Origin of the sequence: Shimazuella kribbensis DSM 45090 (assembly GCF_000428065.1) — a bacterium.
In the GTDB taxonomy this organism is placed as follows: domain Bacteria; phylum Bacillota; class Bacilli; order Thermoactinomycetales; family Thermoactinomycetaceae; genus Shimazuella; species Shimazuella kribbensis.
In genome coordinates, this window is record NZ_ATZF01000001.1 from 229675 (window position 1) to 246130 (window position 16456).

Sequence of the window (16456 nt, forward strand, 5' to 3'; positions counted from 1 at the left end):
ATTAGGAGGTTTGAAATGAAAGTAAGTCAAGCGATAGAAAACCACTCATCATTTGATTTCAATTCATACATTTTTTTGATATATTAGTTTCTAGTGATACACCATTCCGGTGTACCTAATGTGAGGAGTTCACATGTCTGGTTCTGGCAACTCTCAGGAGACTTCCGGTCCGACGGAGGAGAAGTCCGAGAGTCCGTCCAGCGGGAAGTGATGTAACTCTTCCCTGATAGTGGCTGTGTGCTTATTCCTTCGGGAGTGAGTGCACAGCCGCTCCACTAATTATAGATATCTGATAAATCAGAATAACTAGAATAGATTCCATTGTTGATGGAAAAGGTTAAAATTCCGTGGAATTTTGCACTTTTACACAGGGGAATCGCATGCAAATATAAGGAACTGTACCTTACAGAGGACGCATAAAAAAGTCTCTTGGGTACAGTTTGTTGTATATTCACCTTAATTTAATCGGAAGTGTTAGTTCACAGAGAGCACCTATAATCGAATGGTTACTCCATTCCCATCCTTATCATTGATATCGACTAATGTTACACCTTTATATTCTTTAAGGGATAAGAGAATAGGACGAATGGTCTGCATATCCAACAAAGGAACAGGAAAGGTGATAGTTTTTATTCTTTTATTCATCAATCTCCAAAACCATTTTCTACAGATGATCCAACCCGTTATGCGAATCAAGAAAAAGGGAAGTGGGATGGCAAAACGTTTCTTTTCTGCCTTAATGATCACTTTCATCCTATCTTCACTCGATTACGATTTGGACAGTATCTTGATTAGCAGAGGTAATATCTACAATCTGGCCTTCTGCTTCATTCTCTATGGCTTGGATTAACAAATCCATATCGATGTCTTTTACATATTTTTCGGACTCAGGGAATTTTTCTGCTAGATGGTGTCCGGCTTTTAAAATGGTTTTGACGAGATTAAGCGGCAAATTGACGTTCACTTTGTCCCCTTCAGAGGAATTGATCTTGATTCTCAGCATTTTCTTCATGTAGTCCGAATGAGAGGAGGCATGGGAAAGATTCTTGTCGTCCTTTAGTAATTCGATTAGTTCTGCTCCCTTTTCCGCGGTGATTTTCTCCTCTTGGACCATCGTTAATATTTTGGCGATCTCTTCTTTCATCTTGGATCACTCCTATGCTTTTTTTAACATCTCCACTGCTTCTTCCGGGCTGATTTCCCCTTTATCCAGCAATGAGATTATCTCTTTTTTGGTCACATCATCTTGTTTCTTTTGTGGTGAATATCCTAAGGCGACTATAATTTCATCTAATTTTCCACGAACGGTAGGATAAGATATCCCTAACGCTTTTTCCACTTCTTTGATATTGCCACGGCAGGTCAAAAAGACTTCAATAAAATGAAGCTGTTCTTTTGCTAATGAGGCTAATTTTGAAAGCTGAAATTCATTTTCGATCGTAGTGTGACAGTGCGTACATTGTAGGCGTGTAACTTGTAGTTGCTGACTGCAAACGGGACAAGTTGTAATTATCGGAAATGGCATATCCTTCCCCTTTCTTAAACTCATTATATAACTGATTATTAAATATATCAATATAAAAATTGATAATATTAATTATAAATCACATATTAATGATATATATTTATTTTTATATTGATCTTTTGATTGGTCTGCTCGGGGACGATTAGGAGATTGGAAATGAAAATAAGTCAAGCGATGGGACAAGTTAATAAAAGAATACATATTTCAGGTCATAATAGTCCATCACTGTAATGTTTGTGTTACGGACAATAGACATTTTTCCTAGACTTAAGCTCTTATCTTTTATAATGTAAATGTAATGGTAATATTTGAAAAATATATTATTTGGAGGAGATGCGAATGCAGACATGGGTTTTGTATATCTTTCTTTTGGTTATTGTTATCCTGTTTTTTGGTAGAAAACAACGTATGGATCAGTTAGAACAGAGATTAATTAAAAATGAAAGAATAGTACGACTAATAGCAAATAGATTGGGGATTGACCAAGATATAGTAATGGAATTAGATACCGATCTTTTTGAACTCCCACAACAAAACAAAACAATAAAACCGTTAAAGCAAGCAAATGAAAGAGAGGAAGATCTCCACGAATTATTACAAAACAAGAAGAGGGAGAGGATAAATCGACAGAAGGTAATAGACTTGGAACTTTTAGAACTATTGCAGCATGGTAAAAAAATAGAAGCGATAAAACGAGCTAGGCAACGATATGACTTTGGATTAAAAGAGGCAAAAGATCATGTTGAGCATTTAGAACGAAAATTTCTTTAAGCATTAGCCAAATGTATTTTCATTAATAATCTGAATTGTTTTTCTCTTATGTTATAATTAAGATGTAAATACAATTCTGTTAGGAGGAGCATCATGACGAAAAAACGGAAGCAACGTAAGCGTCGTACAACCTCCAGTTCAAGTACCCAAAACCATTATCCTATAACTGATTCTAGTTCCAGCTACGATAGCAATTCCAGTTCAAACTATGATTCGGGCTCTAGTTCAAATTCCAGTTCAAGTTATGACTCCAATTCTAGCTCGAGTTCAAGTTATGACTCAGGTTCTGACTCAGGTGGCTTTTAGCCCAAATGCTGGTTACGGTTATCTATAAAGTTGATTAACTCATAAAAGTATTAGTGAAATCAGACAAAATGCCGACTTTGGTTATTCCGTCGCCTGCTGCAATTGGGCGACTTTTTTGTTTTATCATTTTTTCACTATAGGTGTCTGTTTTAGCCAATCCCAAACAGTTTGATAATGTTCATCGATTAAATCCAGAATGTTATTAGCGGTCTTTTTTTCTTCTTCTGTATCCATATTCTTTTTTCGAAAGGTAATATCACCTTCTGCACTATGCAATATTTCTAGGTATTGATTAGCTTCACTAGCCGTTTTAATTCCTTGGAATTTGGATTTTATTATTTCTTCCCATTCCTGAATTACTTGTATATCTATGTTGTTTTCCATCATATCCTCCTATTTACATTGATCTATTCGTTTTCTTAAAATTACTCAGTTTCCACTTTGAATCTCTGTACAAATTGAGTAAAAGTGGGAGCTAAAATAGTAACAAAGTCTTGATTGAGACTTCCATCATCATGAAGAAAATTAAAAGCATCTATCCGGTCCGTAAAAACAACGACTGGTTCTTTGCCTTTGACTTTATCATAATAAAATTGATAACGATCCAATGCCGAGTTTTCACCGAATGGAACAAAGATTGCCTGTTGTCTCTGATGCTTTTCTAATTCACTATTAACTTCTTCGAAAACCTCTATTATTTCCTGTGTGTCATAGAAGTTTTGAACTTGGTAACGATAGCCATCAAGTGGATAATAAACCTCATACTCCTCATAAAAGCCAATATATTTGTGAAAGAAAGATTTATAATCACTTGGAAGACTCGCTTTTATCACATTCTCTAATGGAGTAAAATCTTCTGGTTCATTTTCATTTAAGAGCCAATTTACCATGCAATGTAACCACCTATTTTTTTATTTGTTGTCCCCAAAAATTCATGACCTCTAATGGAAAGGAGTCATGATAATTATGAAGGTAGAATTATAAGATAATGCAATATATTGTGGCATGTAAGTCCTTAATATACCTTGCCAGGACATCAAGTTTGATTAGTATTTTAAAAATGAAACCTCTGTCATTGACAGAGGCTGTAACTATTAATCAAAGTAAAGACTATCTAATAGATCTTTAAATGAATTGCTAATAGAAGTAATTGCATCGTCATCTTCCTGATAATCAAGTTCATGATCCAATAAAATGATGGAAGGATCAATTAGGTTCGTACTGTAATCAAAACATAGAAAGTTACCAGCAGGATCGTTAGCAAACGGAATAATATATGGGGGTATCAACTCATCTTCCAATAAAAATTTGTAAGTAGATACAACGTCCAAGTAATTATCCGATTTATACATTAGTAAAAGTTGGCCAAATACTCCTTTTCGTCCATTGGGTTTAGTGTAATATTCTTTTTTGGGGATTCCGCCGTGATTGTGAATCACACACTCCACGTATTCTCTAGGAAATAATATCCCCAGCTTTTGTTCTGCCTTTTTTATGTCATCTAATGAAACATTCGTTGCAAAATCCCATTCTAAAGAACTCATTCCATCCACATCCTATACCTGTTCCCTCCGCTGATAGGAGTAGAAATAAAACGTCGTTGCTTCATACAACGGCAGGTTCATTTTATATTTTTACTGGATATATAGCTTGTAAAAATTCTGTGAAAGTATTTCGTACATGTATCACAAGATCAGATAACTCATCCCCATCAAACCATTCTTCTGGTGCTTCATCAGACGAGTAGTGGATGATAGATGGATGAGAATGTCCTTTTTTATAGTAAAGAGCATATGGATCTAATGCGGAATTAAAAGCAAATGGGACAATAATACCTTTTTCAAAGACGGATTGATCTTCTTCTTTAATGGATTCTACTTCATCTATTATATCAGTGATGGGATAAAATTCATCGAAATGAAGAGTTTCACTGTTAACGTTTATATCATAATTTCCAGACTCAGATAGAGAATATTGCTGGAAGAAATCGATAAAGTCTTGAGGAAGCTTGGTCTCAATATATGCCTCAAGTTCATGAAAAACATCACTGTTTGGTATTTCTTCATCTGATAATTTTCTTACTGGTATCATCTTTGCACATCCTCATTTAAATGGGAAAAATGCCTACAGTTTTTAAGAAACCATAGGCATAGTGTTTTAAGTTTTATTCATCAGGAAATAGTCCAATTAAAAATTCCGAAATATTATTCGATAAAAAATACATATTGCTCATCTGATTAGGATCATCTGTTTCTTGTTCGTGATCCCAAAAGTATATTTTTTCATAAAAAGAACCCTCAATGCCCAAACAGATAATGTTGCCAGCTGGATCATCTCCGATGGGAATGAATCCTTTAGGAAGCCTATCATCCAACAATTCCATATAATCATTAAGATTATCATACATCTCACCAATACCAAAGAATACATTCAGCACACTTGAACCTTGTTCTGGCGATATGTGGAAAAGACTGGGTTCTGGAAAGCCGCCATTCCATTTTAACAAAAATTTTTTATACTGCTTTGTTAACTGAACATTGTTTTCCTTTTCAAAAGCCATTATGTCTGACTCAGAAAGTTTTTTGTGGGAACGGTGTATTTTAACCATTATTGTTGAACCTCCTTGACTATTTTTCCCTATCCTCTCTTTAGTAGAATAAGTAGTTCATCGAAAGAAATTCAAAATCGGAAAACGTCCATTTTTCTTTATCGATAGCTTCCTCGTGATCCTCCAATTTTCTAATATTAGACCTGCCTACAGGTCTATTTTGAGATGTAAATTAGATGGAAAACAAAGTTCATGATGATAGAGCAAAGTTTCTTAAAGTTAACGAACGCCTTTTTCTTCCATTTCTTCTTCTGTATTTTTAAACATTTTATACATATAGTCACCATATCTACGATCAGTGCAGGAGAGAATATCCGTCAAAGGTGAAGCCTCTATCCCTTTTCCTATTTTTACAATTGGAAAACTGTAGTAGACATATTGAGGATCATCCAATGACACATCCCATTTACCATTTAAATTTTTTACATAGACCCGTCCTACATATCGGATCATTTCATCTAATACTTTTGCCGGTTCATTGTCTAAAAATGATTGTGTAGTAGCATGGTTATCCAAAATCCATTTCTCCAGACGGATAAGAGATTCAGGTGAATAGTCTAGTTGTAGCTCTTTGAAGTCTTCTGAAAAAATCTCCAGCACATCAGATGCAAAAAAAAGCCACTCTTGAAAGGATTCTTCATCTGAAAAAAATTCATCTTCGATCATTAAAAATACCTCGATTTTTAAATTTAACTTTTAGATCATATAGAAGAAATTTTATAAATATTTCTCTTCTAATAGTTTTTTTTCGTTCATAAACACTCGAAACATGTAATCATCACGTCTTCTATCCATACTTGCCACAAGTTCAGAGAATGGAGATACTGCACTATACTCACTGATTTTCACGATTGGCATACTATAATAAACATATTGTTTGTCATCTAATACAACATCCCATTTTGCTTTCAGTTGTTTTACATATACTTGCCCTACATATCTCAACATCCCATCCAGAACTTTTGCTGATTCATTTTCTACAAAAATCTCTGGAGTGGGATATTTTGCCAAAATCCACTTTTCTAGACGAATAAGAGATTCAGGTGAATAATCTAGTTGAAGCTCTTTAAAATCTTCAATAAATGTCTCAACAACATCCGATGTAAAAAAAAGCCACTCTTGAAAGGAATCTTCATCTGAAAAAAATTCTTCTTCCATCATAATAAGCACCTCAATTTTCAAATTTAATTTTGATTCCACTTTTTTTTAGCTCTTGAATCAAAGGTTCACTTGCATCTGCCTTTTCAAAAACCCACGTAATATCCCAACCCTTTGCAACTAAATACGCATCTTTTTCAATTTCTTCATGGATTCTTGGACTTCTAGAAAAGTATCCTTTACTCCCATCAGATTTAGTAGTTGTTTTATGTTCAATAGCTAGTTTTTTCTTTCTGTTAGCTATATCTAAATAACGACGACCAAAAGGAGTTTTTTCATGAACTTGAGTTGATCCATTCCAAGTAAGTTTTTCCTTATATTTCTCAACTGATTGATGAGATTTACTTGATTTTCCCATATTCGCTTCATACAGATTACTCCAACGCCCATAGCTCATTTTCCCTCCTTGTTCTTGATATTCTTTCCACCTCTGTGCTTTATGTTCTGGACTTCCCTTTATGAAGTCATTATTTTTGACAACTTTGGGGCTTTTAGTTCCATCTCCACTAGTAGTAAACTTCTGCAACCATTGCCCAAATCCTGTATCCCCAATTGTTTTAGATACAGAAGAACCTCCACCTTCAAAAGCTAAGGCAGGAGAGAGTTGTTCGAAGGGATTGGCTGGTAGTTTGTTGATTTGCGAGACAATAGAAGGAGCTTTTTCGATTAGCTGTCCGCCGCCAAAGACCAAACCAATACCAATGGCAGCAGATAAGAGAGCATTTTTCCAGTTCACGGCTCCGTTTTTCAGTTTATCCCAGATTGCACTGTCTGTAGCTCCAGCTGCCCCTCCGCCAAAAGACAGTGGCAAAAATTTTTGGAAAAAGGGACTGAGTTTGCTTAGTAGTCCTGCTGTACCAGCTCGGATACTACTGGTGACCGCTCCTCCTACGCCCATGCTGATCAGGCCGGCAAATCCTCCAATCGCAGCATCTTTGGCGATTGTTTTTGGATCACTACCCATAAGCCATGAAATGCCTGCACCTAATCCAGCACTCACAAGAATTCCTGTTCCGATAAGAGGTGCTACAAAAAGTAATCCTGCACCAGCTAGTACCGTTGCTCCGCCAGCTACATATTCTTTGTTTTCTTTTGTCCAATTCCAAACGGAAGAGGCTGCCTGTTTGGTGCCATTCCACATACTTGAAGCGACATTCTTTGTACTATCCCAAATGGTGTTGCCAAAAGATTTTACACCATCGATCATTCCACCGAAGAAGCTTTTTGATGGAGTAGGAGGGGGGGTATCCTGTGTGGGTGGTTGGCTGTGGATGAGTGGAGAATTTTTGTTGGAGATAGAATTTTCGCTAGTTGGAATAGAAGGATAGGAAGAGTTTAGACTTGGTATGGTGTTGATATCTGACTTTATTTGCGTTTGTCCTGCAATTACTTCTTCTACTTTTTTAATAACCGACTCTTGAACTTGATCACTAGCTAAGGCTGTATAGAGGATGCTAACCAACAGTGTCCCACAAACCATTAGCATGATATATTCTACGGTTGGACTGCCTCTGCGATCTTTCAATGTATTGTTGAATGATCGAATAATGTTAAATAACTTGATGTTCAAACAAGATCACCTCTATTACGACTCATGCTGTTAATAATATAATACAAGATTAACATTAATAGTAACATTTTAAATTAATCGACTATTAAGGATGTATATAGAATATCTGAGAATAGAAAGAGATAGAGGAGGATGGATTTAATTTTAGGGAGAATAAACGAACCAAGAACGAGGACTCCAATAGTCAGCATGGAGGGGAACCATTTGATTTGGAAAAGAAGGGAAGGGGAACTTGTCCAAACATTACTAAATAAAAAAAGCGACCTGATCTTAGGTCGCTCCATTCTCGTTATGAATTCTTAACTTTTATCACTTGGATTCTCCTCAAAATCCAATGCAACCTTTTTCATGCCAAGTGTTTGCAACACTTTGTCATATGTGTCACTCGTGATTCCAGGTGTACCGCCCTCGATTCGAGAGATGGTCGTCTGCGTAATGGAGTGACCAGTTACTTTTTTTACCTGTTGGACTAGTTCGTTTTGTGTCCAACCCAATTGGATACGGCGGTCAAAAATAAGATTCCGCATCTGAACAGGGAAACTCTCCATAAATTCGTTCATTTTTGGTGTCTGATCGATAAAGGCCATCAACTCTTGATGATTGGTAGGTTTTTTCTTCACCTTATCATCTCCCTATATACTTAACAGGATTACGAATAAAATCAGCATGCATTTGGAGTGATTGCATGACCATTTTGGAAAAAGCAATATTTGATTTAAGTTTCATAATCATACTCTCTGTACAACAAATATACTGAGTTCCATTATGATAATGGGTAAAAAACAGCATTCGAAAAGCATAACCATCTTTCTGGCGATCCGTTGGAAAATGATCTTCGTGTACTCGAAGTTCCAAAAGGGGCGGACTGTGATCCAATCGTCTAACGACATTCAGGGTTACTAAAAATCCATGAGATTCCGTGGTGACAAATTGATAATCTTGAAATGCATCCCAGTCGGGAATACCATGTTTCTCGATATCTCGCAAACCTAAACGAATTAATGGCAAGAGACGAACGCATAATTTATCGCCAGCATTTGCTTTTTGAGCCATTGCAAAAATAGTATCTAAAGCTGGTCGATCTCCAGAATCGTTTTGTAAATAGGTTACTTTGGCTTTATTCATATTATATGTTACAGGATATGAATTGTCAGAAAAAATATATCCTGTTTGATGTACCCCCTTTTTTTGAACATGATTTTTGTGCTGGAGATAGAGCAAATGGGTAGATGATGCAGTGTGCTTGTACAAAAAAACCGAATTTATAAAATCATTATACAATACCTAAAGATGACTTTTGTGAGTAAAATTGGTTAAAAACAGATGTAAATTATCCATACTCCATATATATAGATCAGCTAAGATTCTGTATGCATTATTTCGAATAATGTTTTTTGAAATTTTATTCATGCTTATTCGTGTCACAACTCAGCCTCTTACATTTTTCCTCTGTTAAAAGTAGGATACATGGTTTGAATGAAGCGGAAGTAAGCAAAATGTATCTGTATATTTTTGATATTCTTTCCTCTGTCTTTTCTTGGAATTCTTAAACAAGATCATTGAAGCTATGTGACGGATAATAGGTTTAAATTGCACGGAAATCAGTCTTTTTATTTTAAAAACCTTTGCACTAGCATGAATGTAATAAGATAAAGAGGTAAGATTATTTTTGGTAATAACGAAAGGGTGGAAGGATGAAGCTTAATCATCTTAATTTAACGGTTACAGATGTTGCAGCGGCAAGAAAGTTTTTAGAAACGTATTTTGATATGACATGTGGAGGTAGTCGCGGGAATAGCTTTGCGGTAATGTTTGATGACAATGGTTTTGTTCTCACTTTAATGAGTGGAATAGAGGTCCACTATCCAAAAACGTTCCACATTGGATTCCCGCAAGAAGATGAAGCGAAAGTGAATCAGATTAATCAGCGTTTAAAAGAGGATGGATTTGATGTGAAACCGCCTGTCCATTCGCATGGCTATACTTTTTATGTGAAAGCACCAGGTGGATTTACGGTTGAAGTGGTCTGTTAATCTTTGCATGATTGTTACCAGAAAAGGAAGGTTGATCATGATGACGTTTCTTAAAATAAAACTGCTCTTTGATACACAAGCAAAGGATGCAGCTACTTTTTATAGTGAAATTTTCCAAGATTCAAAATTAGAAAGAGTCACCTATTATCCAAAAGAACGAGACGCATGTGAGTCATGCGGAATCCATCCTGCCAAAGCAGGAACTGTGATGAATGTTGACTTTGAAATAGCAGGAACATTCTTTACAGCCATTAATGGCAAGCGGGGACCTGAATATGCGTATGTAAGTTCCATTTCATTGTTGGTAAATTGCAAAGATATGGTTGAGTTGACTGAGTTATATAATGTTTTAAGTACAGATGGTGAGATTCTTTCTTCCATTACTATGAATGAGACATTTGGGACAACAGCATTCGTTCAGGACAAATTTGGTGTTTGTTGGAGATTAGTGGTTCCAGAGATAATTCAACCAAAAATAATTCCTTTGTTATCGTTTTCAGGAGAGCGATCAGGACAAGCGAAAGAGGCAGTAACTTTTTATACGAATTTGTTTAAAGAGTCTCGTAATTTATGTGAAGTATCCCAAAAATCAAAACAGCTAATGCAGTTTTTTTTAGCAAATCAACCATTTATCGGAATGGATACGCATGAAAATTTCCCCGACTTCACCGAAGCGATTTCGTTTATTATTCTTTGTGATGATCAAGAAGAAGTGGATTATTATTGGCAAGGGCTTTTAAAAGAAGGAAATGGATTCTATCGAGAAGCTAGCGCATGGTTGGTCGATCAATACGGAATATGGTGGCAAATCATAACATCCGAATTAACAAATGTAATGAGAGATCCTGAGCATTTACCACACATGATCGAAGAAATAGAAAAAACGGAACGAATTAATGTGAAACAAATTTTAGGTAAATCACTTTAATAAAGAAGATGGAATGAAACCACTCTGATTTGGATATGGTAACGATTCGTTTCTTTTTAGCAGTAGTGTGACGATTTGTACTTTAGCACGACAGATAGACCAGTATATGATTCCGTTGTCTCTCAGTCGTCGAAAGCTGGTTATTGTTAAAATTCGAGTAGGAAAGTATTTAATGGTAGGGGCCTATGTGCCCTTTTTCTATTTTTTTATCTATACTGCTGCTATTTTTATGGCAAGCTTACAATCTAAAAGACTTCCTTAGTTTTGTTCTGATATTCCTTTTCGTTTTTTTGGTATATAATATAATTCGAAAATTCAATTTAAATGTACATTTACATAATAATTAGTAGAAAACAGTAAGGAAGTCGAAGAATGGCTATACCAAAAGTGGATGATATTTTTTTACCATTGTTAAGAAAACTAGCAACAAAAGATATTCATAGCTTAAAAGACATACGAGAGAAGTTAGCAAAGAGGTTTCAGCTTACACCAGAGGAACGAAATGAGCAGGTGCCAAGTGGGGCTCGGAGGTTTGATAATCGGGTGGATTGGGCAAAAGCTCATCTCATTAAGGCTTCCTTAGTTGAGAGTCCAGAGCGGGGAAAAATACGAATTACGTCACATGGGAAAAATCTATTAGCAGAGAAACCAAGAAAGTTAAATATGAAAATATTAAAAGAAAGATATATCGAGTACACAGAGTATCGGAGGCAGATCCAAACGACAGAAGTAGAGATTCAGATCGAAGAAGAATCCAATACACCAGAAGAAGCACTGGAAACAGGGTACAAACAACTCCGCAAAGCACTCCAACAAGATCTCTTGGACAAAATCAAAGAGTGCAGTCCCTACTTTTTCGAAAAATTAGTAGTTAACCTCCTTGTTGCCATGGGGTATGGAGGGGCACATGAGGAGAAGTTGGGGCTTAGTCGGGATGGTGGGATTGATGGGATGATCAAGGAGGACAAGCTTGGACTGGATGTGATTTATATCCAAGCAAAACGATGGAGCAATCCGGTTGGTCGCCCAGAGTTGCAAGCGTTTGCGGGAAGTATTCTTGGTCGATCGGCACAAAAAGGTGTATTTATCACTACCTCTCGCTTTACCAAAGATGCTACCGAATATGTGAAGCACATCAATCAAAAAATTATTTTGGTTGATGGGGAGCAATTGACGGATTATATGATCGATTTCAATGTTGGTGTACATGAGACGGCTCGATATGTAGTGAAAAAGATTGATACAGATTATTTTTTAGATGAATAATTAACTACGAATGAATGATTCATCCTCTTTTTTCTTGATTAAGAGGGTGTTTTTATACCATCGGTAAAAAGTATAGTAATAAAATATATAATTTGGAAGGAAAATTACAATTTAGAATGGAATAAAACTATTAGAAATGAGTTGGAAGGAGTTGTTAAATCATTTCAACAAAGCTATTAACGTATTGGAAGAAAAACATAGAAGAAGCAAAGTTTCAGGATATAAATGATGAGCGGATTAAGTCAATCCATACGATAAGTCGTAAAGAATTTATAGAAGGAAAAGTGCTAGATAAAGAATTTTTAAAAAGTATTCGGGAAGATTCAAAAGAGTTTTTGATATGTCCTTATCTAGTTCTCAAAAACAAAGGTAAGGATTCACCAATGATTTGGGTGGCTGTTCCTGTTAAAATATCCTACAAAGGAATAATATCCTCAGCTGATAAAAAACCTTTTATTCCTAGAAAGTATTTACGCCCAACAGATAAAAATGATATTACCATCAGCTCACTTGAAAGAATAGATGAATTTTGGAAAACCAATCTGTTTGCAGAAGGGCTTTCATGGAATAGCTTTACTGAGTTTGTAGAAAAGTTTTATCGTACTGTATTTGATCGTAAGGTTCGTTTAAATAAGTATCATCGATTTTTGGAGCATGTAAAGATAATTGATTGTCAGGTGTCTGCGGATTCTGATCATACTACGAGAAAAATACTGGAATGCTACCAAGATACATTAAAAAATACCAAGTCAATAAAGCCACTTGCAAAAAAGATGATAACTATGGAGTCTATCAAACAGACAACATTAATAGATCATCAAAAGTATGCTTTAAAGCACTGGGGACAAATGAATCCAAAATATGGATTGACTCCTTCACAACGAAAAGCCATTCATCATTACCTAGCACTAGAAGATGGGGAATGCTTTGCTATAGAAGGACCACCAGGAACGGGAAAGACAACCTTACTACAAAGTGTTATTGCCTCACTATGGGTAGATCGGGCTTACCATGAAAGTAGCGAACCTCCTATTATTTTAGCATCTGGCACTACAAATTTAGCTATTAAAAATATTTTAGATATGTTTGCGGATCTACCTATAAAAGAACGTGAAAAATATCCGCTGATTTCTGAGTTTGATCGAATCGAAATGCTCACAAAAAGGTGGATAGATGGAGTAAATAGCCTAGGTTCTTTTTGTGTAGCGGACTCTAGAAGGAAAGAGTACGAAGGTTATCAACTACTAATGAGACGTAATAATAGCAATGAGTTTGAATCGAATTGGATTGATTTTCAGAATCTAGAGTTAGAACAGATTAATGAATGGCAAAGTTATTTTCTAAGAACATGTGAAGCTTATTTTCAAGTAAAGATAGAAAACATGGAACAAGCAAAATCCCTGTTACATCAAAGGATACGAAAAGTAGAACAAAAATTGTCGAAGCCATTACATAATTTGGTTGAAAAGCAACTTCTCCAAATTGAGCGACAACGATTGCAAAAAGAGTATGGTATACATTCTTTTGAAGATGGTTTAGAAGTATTTCAAAGCAGGCTTAATGAATCAAAGCACTACTTACAATCCTTTCAAGATCAACGGATGGAGTGGTATGAGTACCAAGCAAAAAGAAAAATAGTGAAAAAGGCCTTCAATATTCCTATTTTAGGCTCATGGCTACAATCAAGATGGGTTCGAGCAAATCAATATTATATGGAACAACATTTACCAGATATCAAATTTTCTGGTTACACACATGATTTATTAGAAGAAGGTCTGAAAACAGAGGAATATACGCGAACTTCAGAGATAGAATATTTGGAATCGTTATTTCATCAGCAACAATCTCTAGTAGATCGATTTCGTAAGATGATAGAGGAGAGAAAACGAAATGAGAGAAATTGGGGATCACTAGGGATTCCGCTAGACATAGAAGATGCAGAAGATCATTTTGATTGTAACTATCGATATCTTGCTTTTTGGCTTGCAACTCATTACTGGGAGGCTCGTTTTCTCATTCAAGCAAGAGATCGTTTAATGCAAGAGAATAGCTCTTTGTTAAAGGTGAGCTCTTTTTATAGGGAAGTAGCAATGCTAACACCTTGTTTTATCTCAACCATGCATTCTGCCCCAAAATTTTTCCAAAATAAATATGGATTTCTCCGTGGCTTTGCAGACTTATTAATAGTAGATGAGGCTAGTCAAGCGTTACCAGAGATGGCTTTTCCTGTTTTTTCACTTTCAAAAAAGGCGATCGTCGTAGGAGATACGAAGCAATTACCAGCTATTCCTTCTATTACAGCTCAACAAGATGAACAAAATATAGGTTTTGCGAAGATTAGCCATAGCAAAGAAGAATTAGAAGAATTTTCTGTTCGAGCTGTCCATAGTAATGTGATGAAATTAGCCAACCGACTTACTCGTTATATAGATGAGGATGGAAATCCTTTTATGCTACGAGAGCATTTTCGATGCCATTCAAAAATAGCCAATTACTTTAATTGTACTTTTTATGATAAACAGTTAGTAATCAAAACTGAGGATAAAAATGATTATCGACTTCCACCTTTGGCTTTTGCACATGTGGAAGGTCAAGAAGAAAGTGCCGGACAAAGTAGAATCAATCATTACGAAGCAGCGAGTATAGCACTTTGGGTGCTTCAATTTTTTAAACAACACAAAATACCGACTAGTAATCAAAAAGAAGTTTTGGCGATCTTATCCCCATTTCGAGCACAAGCCAATGTCATCAAAAAATATTTAAAAAGGTTAGAGTTGTCAGAAGAGATAACAGTAAACACTGTGCATTCTTTGCAAGGGATGCAAAAAGAAGTTGTTCTATTTTCACCAGCTTATACAGATGTAAATGCAAATGAATTTTTCTATGATCGAGATGAATATTTATTAAATGTGGCCGCATCCAGAGCAAAACAATCTTTTTTGATTTTTGGAGATATGCATTGCTTTGGGTCACATCGTAACAAAGGATCAGCAAAGCTAAAATCATTTTGTGTAGACGCAACAGAAAGATTGATGCTTTCTAGTAGAGAAAAAGTGGAAAACTTGTTAGCCCGTGAATTACCATTCCAAAAAGAAGAATCAACCATAATCAATGAATTTAACTTTTTTGGTGATGTGAGTAAATCTATTGTTGGACCAAACCAAGTTAATTCTAAAATCGTAATACAAGAATCTAAGAATAGAGGTGTTTTGAATGAGTGAAGAAAAAACAGTTTTTAATTTTAATGGGGCAACTACAGGGAATATTATTGGTGAAAATATGACCAATGTAACAATGAATAACAATGTATATAACCAGGATGAGAAGAAAAACAAAGAAGAGTTAGTACAAGAAGTTTTAACTCATTATACTAGTTATATGAATCAAATTGATCAATTGGAACTAAGTAAAGAAGAAAAGAAAGAAATGAGACAAGCTGTACACTTATTTCAAGAAGAAATAAGAGAAGATGAGCCAGATGTTCAAAAACTTCAGACATATACTAGTACTCTTGAGAAATCTAGTCAAGTATTTTTAATTTGTGGGGCGATTTTTAGTTTGATGCAACTTTTTCAGTGAACTGATTCTATTTTTGCGGTTTCGAGCCAATCCTTCTATAATTAAATAGTAACTATAGTGGTATAAATAGGAGGACATATCGTTGGCAAAGAATAAAAAACAGAAATCGAAACCAGCGAATAAACCGGCAAGTCAGGCAAAGTTTACAGAATATGAATTTAAACAGAGTGTGTTTTTTCCTTGGATCAAAGTAAAGATACGATTTGATTCGGACAAAATGTATGTTTTGAGAAGAAAGTATTTTTTGGGTACTGTCCCATTGAATCAGGTAGAATTAACCTTTCCATATAATCGAATAACCAATATAGTGCCATATGCCAAACTACAGCTAATTGAATTGGTGATCGGTATGGTGTTACTCTTGGCCGATTTGTCTATCATCGCAAATAGTTTTGGATATGAGGTGCCATTAGGCTTTATATCTATTTTTTTATTTTTCCCTCTTCATATCATGAGTGCTTATTTTTTATCTGCGGCGTTTAGCTACAAACTTTATATTGTGGATGTTTCCAAAAAAAGAAAAGCCATAGATATTTCTCGCAAAGAAAAGGAAAGATTACAAGAGATGTTAGGAATTTTGGATCAAACAATGAACAAATGATCTTTTCACCACCCTTTTGGACAAGTTCCAAAAGGCTTTTTCGAGCTGAATTACCATAAAATTGTGATAATAGATTTCGTTTTTCGCCATTTTTTGTACTATTATGAAGAT

At 35.4% G+C, this 16456-nt stretch carries 20 protein-coding genes; 7 read left to right on the plus strand and 13 right to left on the minus strand.

The window, feature by feature from the left end:
* Window positions 1-492: 492 nt before the first annotated feature.
* Genes A3GQ_RS0101330 through A3GQ_RS0101340 form a run of 3 tightly spaced genes read right to left on the minus strand, consistent with a single transcriptional unit; the run spans window position 493 to window position 1525 of the window.
* Window positions 493-753: a hypothetical protein gene (locus A3GQ_RS0101330; protein WP_028775518.1), complete on the minus strand. Its 261-nt coding sequence runs from the start codon at window positions 751-753 to the stop codon at window positions 493-495.
* 7 nt (window positions 754-760) lie between these two features.
* Window positions 761-1144: an SHOCT-like domain-containing protein gene (locus A3GQ_RS0101335; protein ID WP_028775519.1), complete on the minus strand. Its 384-nt coding sequence runs from the start codon at window positions 1142-1144 to the stop codon at window positions 761-763.
* Window positions 1145-1156: 12 nt separating this feature from the next.
* The gene (locus tag A3GQ_RS0101340; protein WP_028775520.1) at window positions 1157-1525 is read right to left on the minus strand and encodes a DUF2089 domain-containing protein; all 369 of its coding nucleotides are present in this window, start codon (window positions 1523-1525) and stop codon (window positions 1157-1159) included.
* 339 nt (window positions 1526-1864) lie between these two features.
* On the opposite strand from A3GQ_RS0101340, the gene A3GQ_RS23005 reads away from it, so the two are divergent.
* Window positions 1865-2296, plus strand: coding sequence for a ribosomal L7/L12 family protein (locus A3GQ_RS23005; protein ID WP_037463556.1), 432 nt, complete (start codon window positions 1865-1867; stop codon window positions 2294-2296).
* A 429-nt stretch (window positions 2297-2725) separates the two neighbouring features.
* On the opposite strand, the gene A3GQ_RS0101350 is transcribed toward A3GQ_RS23005, so the two are convergent.
* From A3GQ_RS0101350 to A3GQ_RS0101400, 10 genes are all read right to left on the minus strand, one after another.
* The gene (locus tag A3GQ_RS0101350; RefSeq protein WP_028775521.1) at window positions 2726-2986 is read right to left on the minus strand and encodes a hypothetical protein; all 261 of its coding nucleotides are present in this window, start codon (window positions 2984-2986) and stop codon (window positions 2726-2728) included.
* Window positions 2987-3027: 41 nt separating this feature from the next.
* Window positions 3028-3492, minus strand: a complete 465-nt coding sequence (locus A3GQ_RS0101355) for an SMI1/KNR4 family protein (RefSeq protein ID WP_028775522.1) — start codon at window positions 3490-3492, stop codon at window positions 3028-3030.
* 204 nt (window positions 3493-3696) lie between these two features.
* Window positions 3697-4146, minus strand: a complete 450-nt coding sequence (locus tag A3GQ_RS0101360) for an SMI1/KNR4 family protein (protein ID WP_028775523.1) — start codon at window positions 4144-4146, stop codon at window positions 3697-3699.
* Between the two features lie 82 nt (window positions 4147-4228).
* Window positions 4229-4693 (minus strand): SMI1/KNR4 family protein, encoded by a 465-nt coding sequence (locus tag A3GQ_RS0101365; protein WP_028775524.1) that lies wholly within the window; start codon window positions 4691-4693, stop codon window positions 4229-4231.
* Between the two features lie 73 nt (window positions 4694-4766).
* The gene (locus tag A3GQ_RS0101370) at window positions 4767-5210 is read right to left on the minus strand and encodes an SMI1/KNR4 family protein (protein WP_028775525.1); all 444 of its coding nucleotides are present in this window, start codon (window positions 5208-5210) and stop codon (window positions 4767-4769) included.
* Window positions 5211-5429: 219 nt separating this feature from the next.
* Entirely contained in the window at window positions 5430-5876 is a 447-nt protein-coding gene (locus tag A3GQ_RS0101375) for a hypothetical protein (protein ID WP_028775526.1), read from the minus strand.
* Between the two features lie 51 nt (window positions 5877-5927).
* Entirely contained in the window at window positions 5928-6368 is a 441-nt protein-coding gene (locus A3GQ_RS0101380; RefSeq protein WP_169818225.1) for a hypothetical protein, read from the minus strand.
* 13 nt (window positions 6369-6381) lie between these two features.
* Window positions 6382-7938 carry a phage tail family protein gene (locus tag A3GQ_RS0101385; protein WP_028775528.1) on the minus strand — a complete coding sequence of 519 codons (1557 nt, stop codon included), beginning with the start codon at window positions 7936-7938 and terminating at the stop codon, window positions 6382-6384.
* 299 nt (window positions 7939-8237) lie between these two features.
* Window positions 8238-8558 (minus strand): helix-turn-helix domain-containing protein, encoded by a 321-nt coding sequence (locus tag A3GQ_RS0101395; RefSeq protein WP_028775529.1) that lies wholly within the window; start codon window positions 8556-8558, stop codon window positions 8238-8240.
* A 4-nt stretch (window positions 8559-8562) separates the two neighbouring features.
* Window positions 8563-9063 (minus strand): hypothetical protein, encoded by a 501-nt coding sequence (locus A3GQ_RS0101400; RefSeq protein WP_156877494.1) that lies wholly within the window; start codon window positions 9061-9063, stop codon window positions 8563-8565.
* 569 nt (window positions 9064-9632) lie between these two features.
* Between A3GQ_RS0101400 and A3GQ_RS0101405 the strand changes: the two genes are divergently transcribed.
* The 6 genes from A3GQ_RS0101405 (at window position 9633) to A3GQ_RS0101430 (ending at window position 16345) form a co-directional block, all read left to right on the plus strand.
* On the plus strand, window positions 9633-9971 hold the full coding sequence (locus A3GQ_RS0101405) for a VOC family protein (RefSeq protein ID WP_028775531.1): 339 nt from the start codon (window positions 9633-9635) through the stop codon (window positions 9969-9971).
* 37 nt (window positions 9972-10008) lie between these two features.
* Window positions 10009-10899, plus strand: a complete 891-nt coding sequence (locus tag A3GQ_RS0101410; RefSeq protein ID WP_169818226.1) for a VOC family protein — start codon at window positions 10009-10011, stop codon at window positions 10897-10899.
* A gap of 372 nt (window positions 10900-11271) precedes the next feature.
* Entirely contained in the window at window positions 11272-12165 is an 894-nt protein-coding gene (locus A3GQ_RS0101415; RefSeq protein WP_028775533.1) for a restriction endonuclease, read from the plus strand.
* Window positions 12166-12449: 284 nt separating this feature from the next.
* Window positions 12450-15386 carry an AAA domain-containing protein gene (locus A3GQ_RS0101420; RefSeq protein ID WP_028775534.1) on the plus strand — a complete coding sequence of 979 codons (2937 nt, stop codon included), beginning with the start codon at window positions 12450-12452 and terminating at the stop codon, window positions 15384-15386.
* Entirely contained in the window at window positions 15379-15744 is a 366-nt protein-coding gene (locus tag A3GQ_RS0101425) for a hypothetical protein (protein WP_028775535.1), read from the plus strand. Before A3GQ_RS0101420 ends, A3GQ_RS0101425 begins: the two co-directional genes overlap by 8 nt.
* Before the next feature lie 82 nt (window positions 15745-15826).
* Window positions 15827-16345 (plus strand): hypothetical protein, encoded by a 519-nt coding sequence (locus A3GQ_RS0101430; RefSeq protein ID WP_028775536.1) that lies wholly within the window; start codon window positions 15827-15829, stop codon window positions 16343-16345.
* Window positions 16346-16456 lie beyond the last annotated feature (111 nt).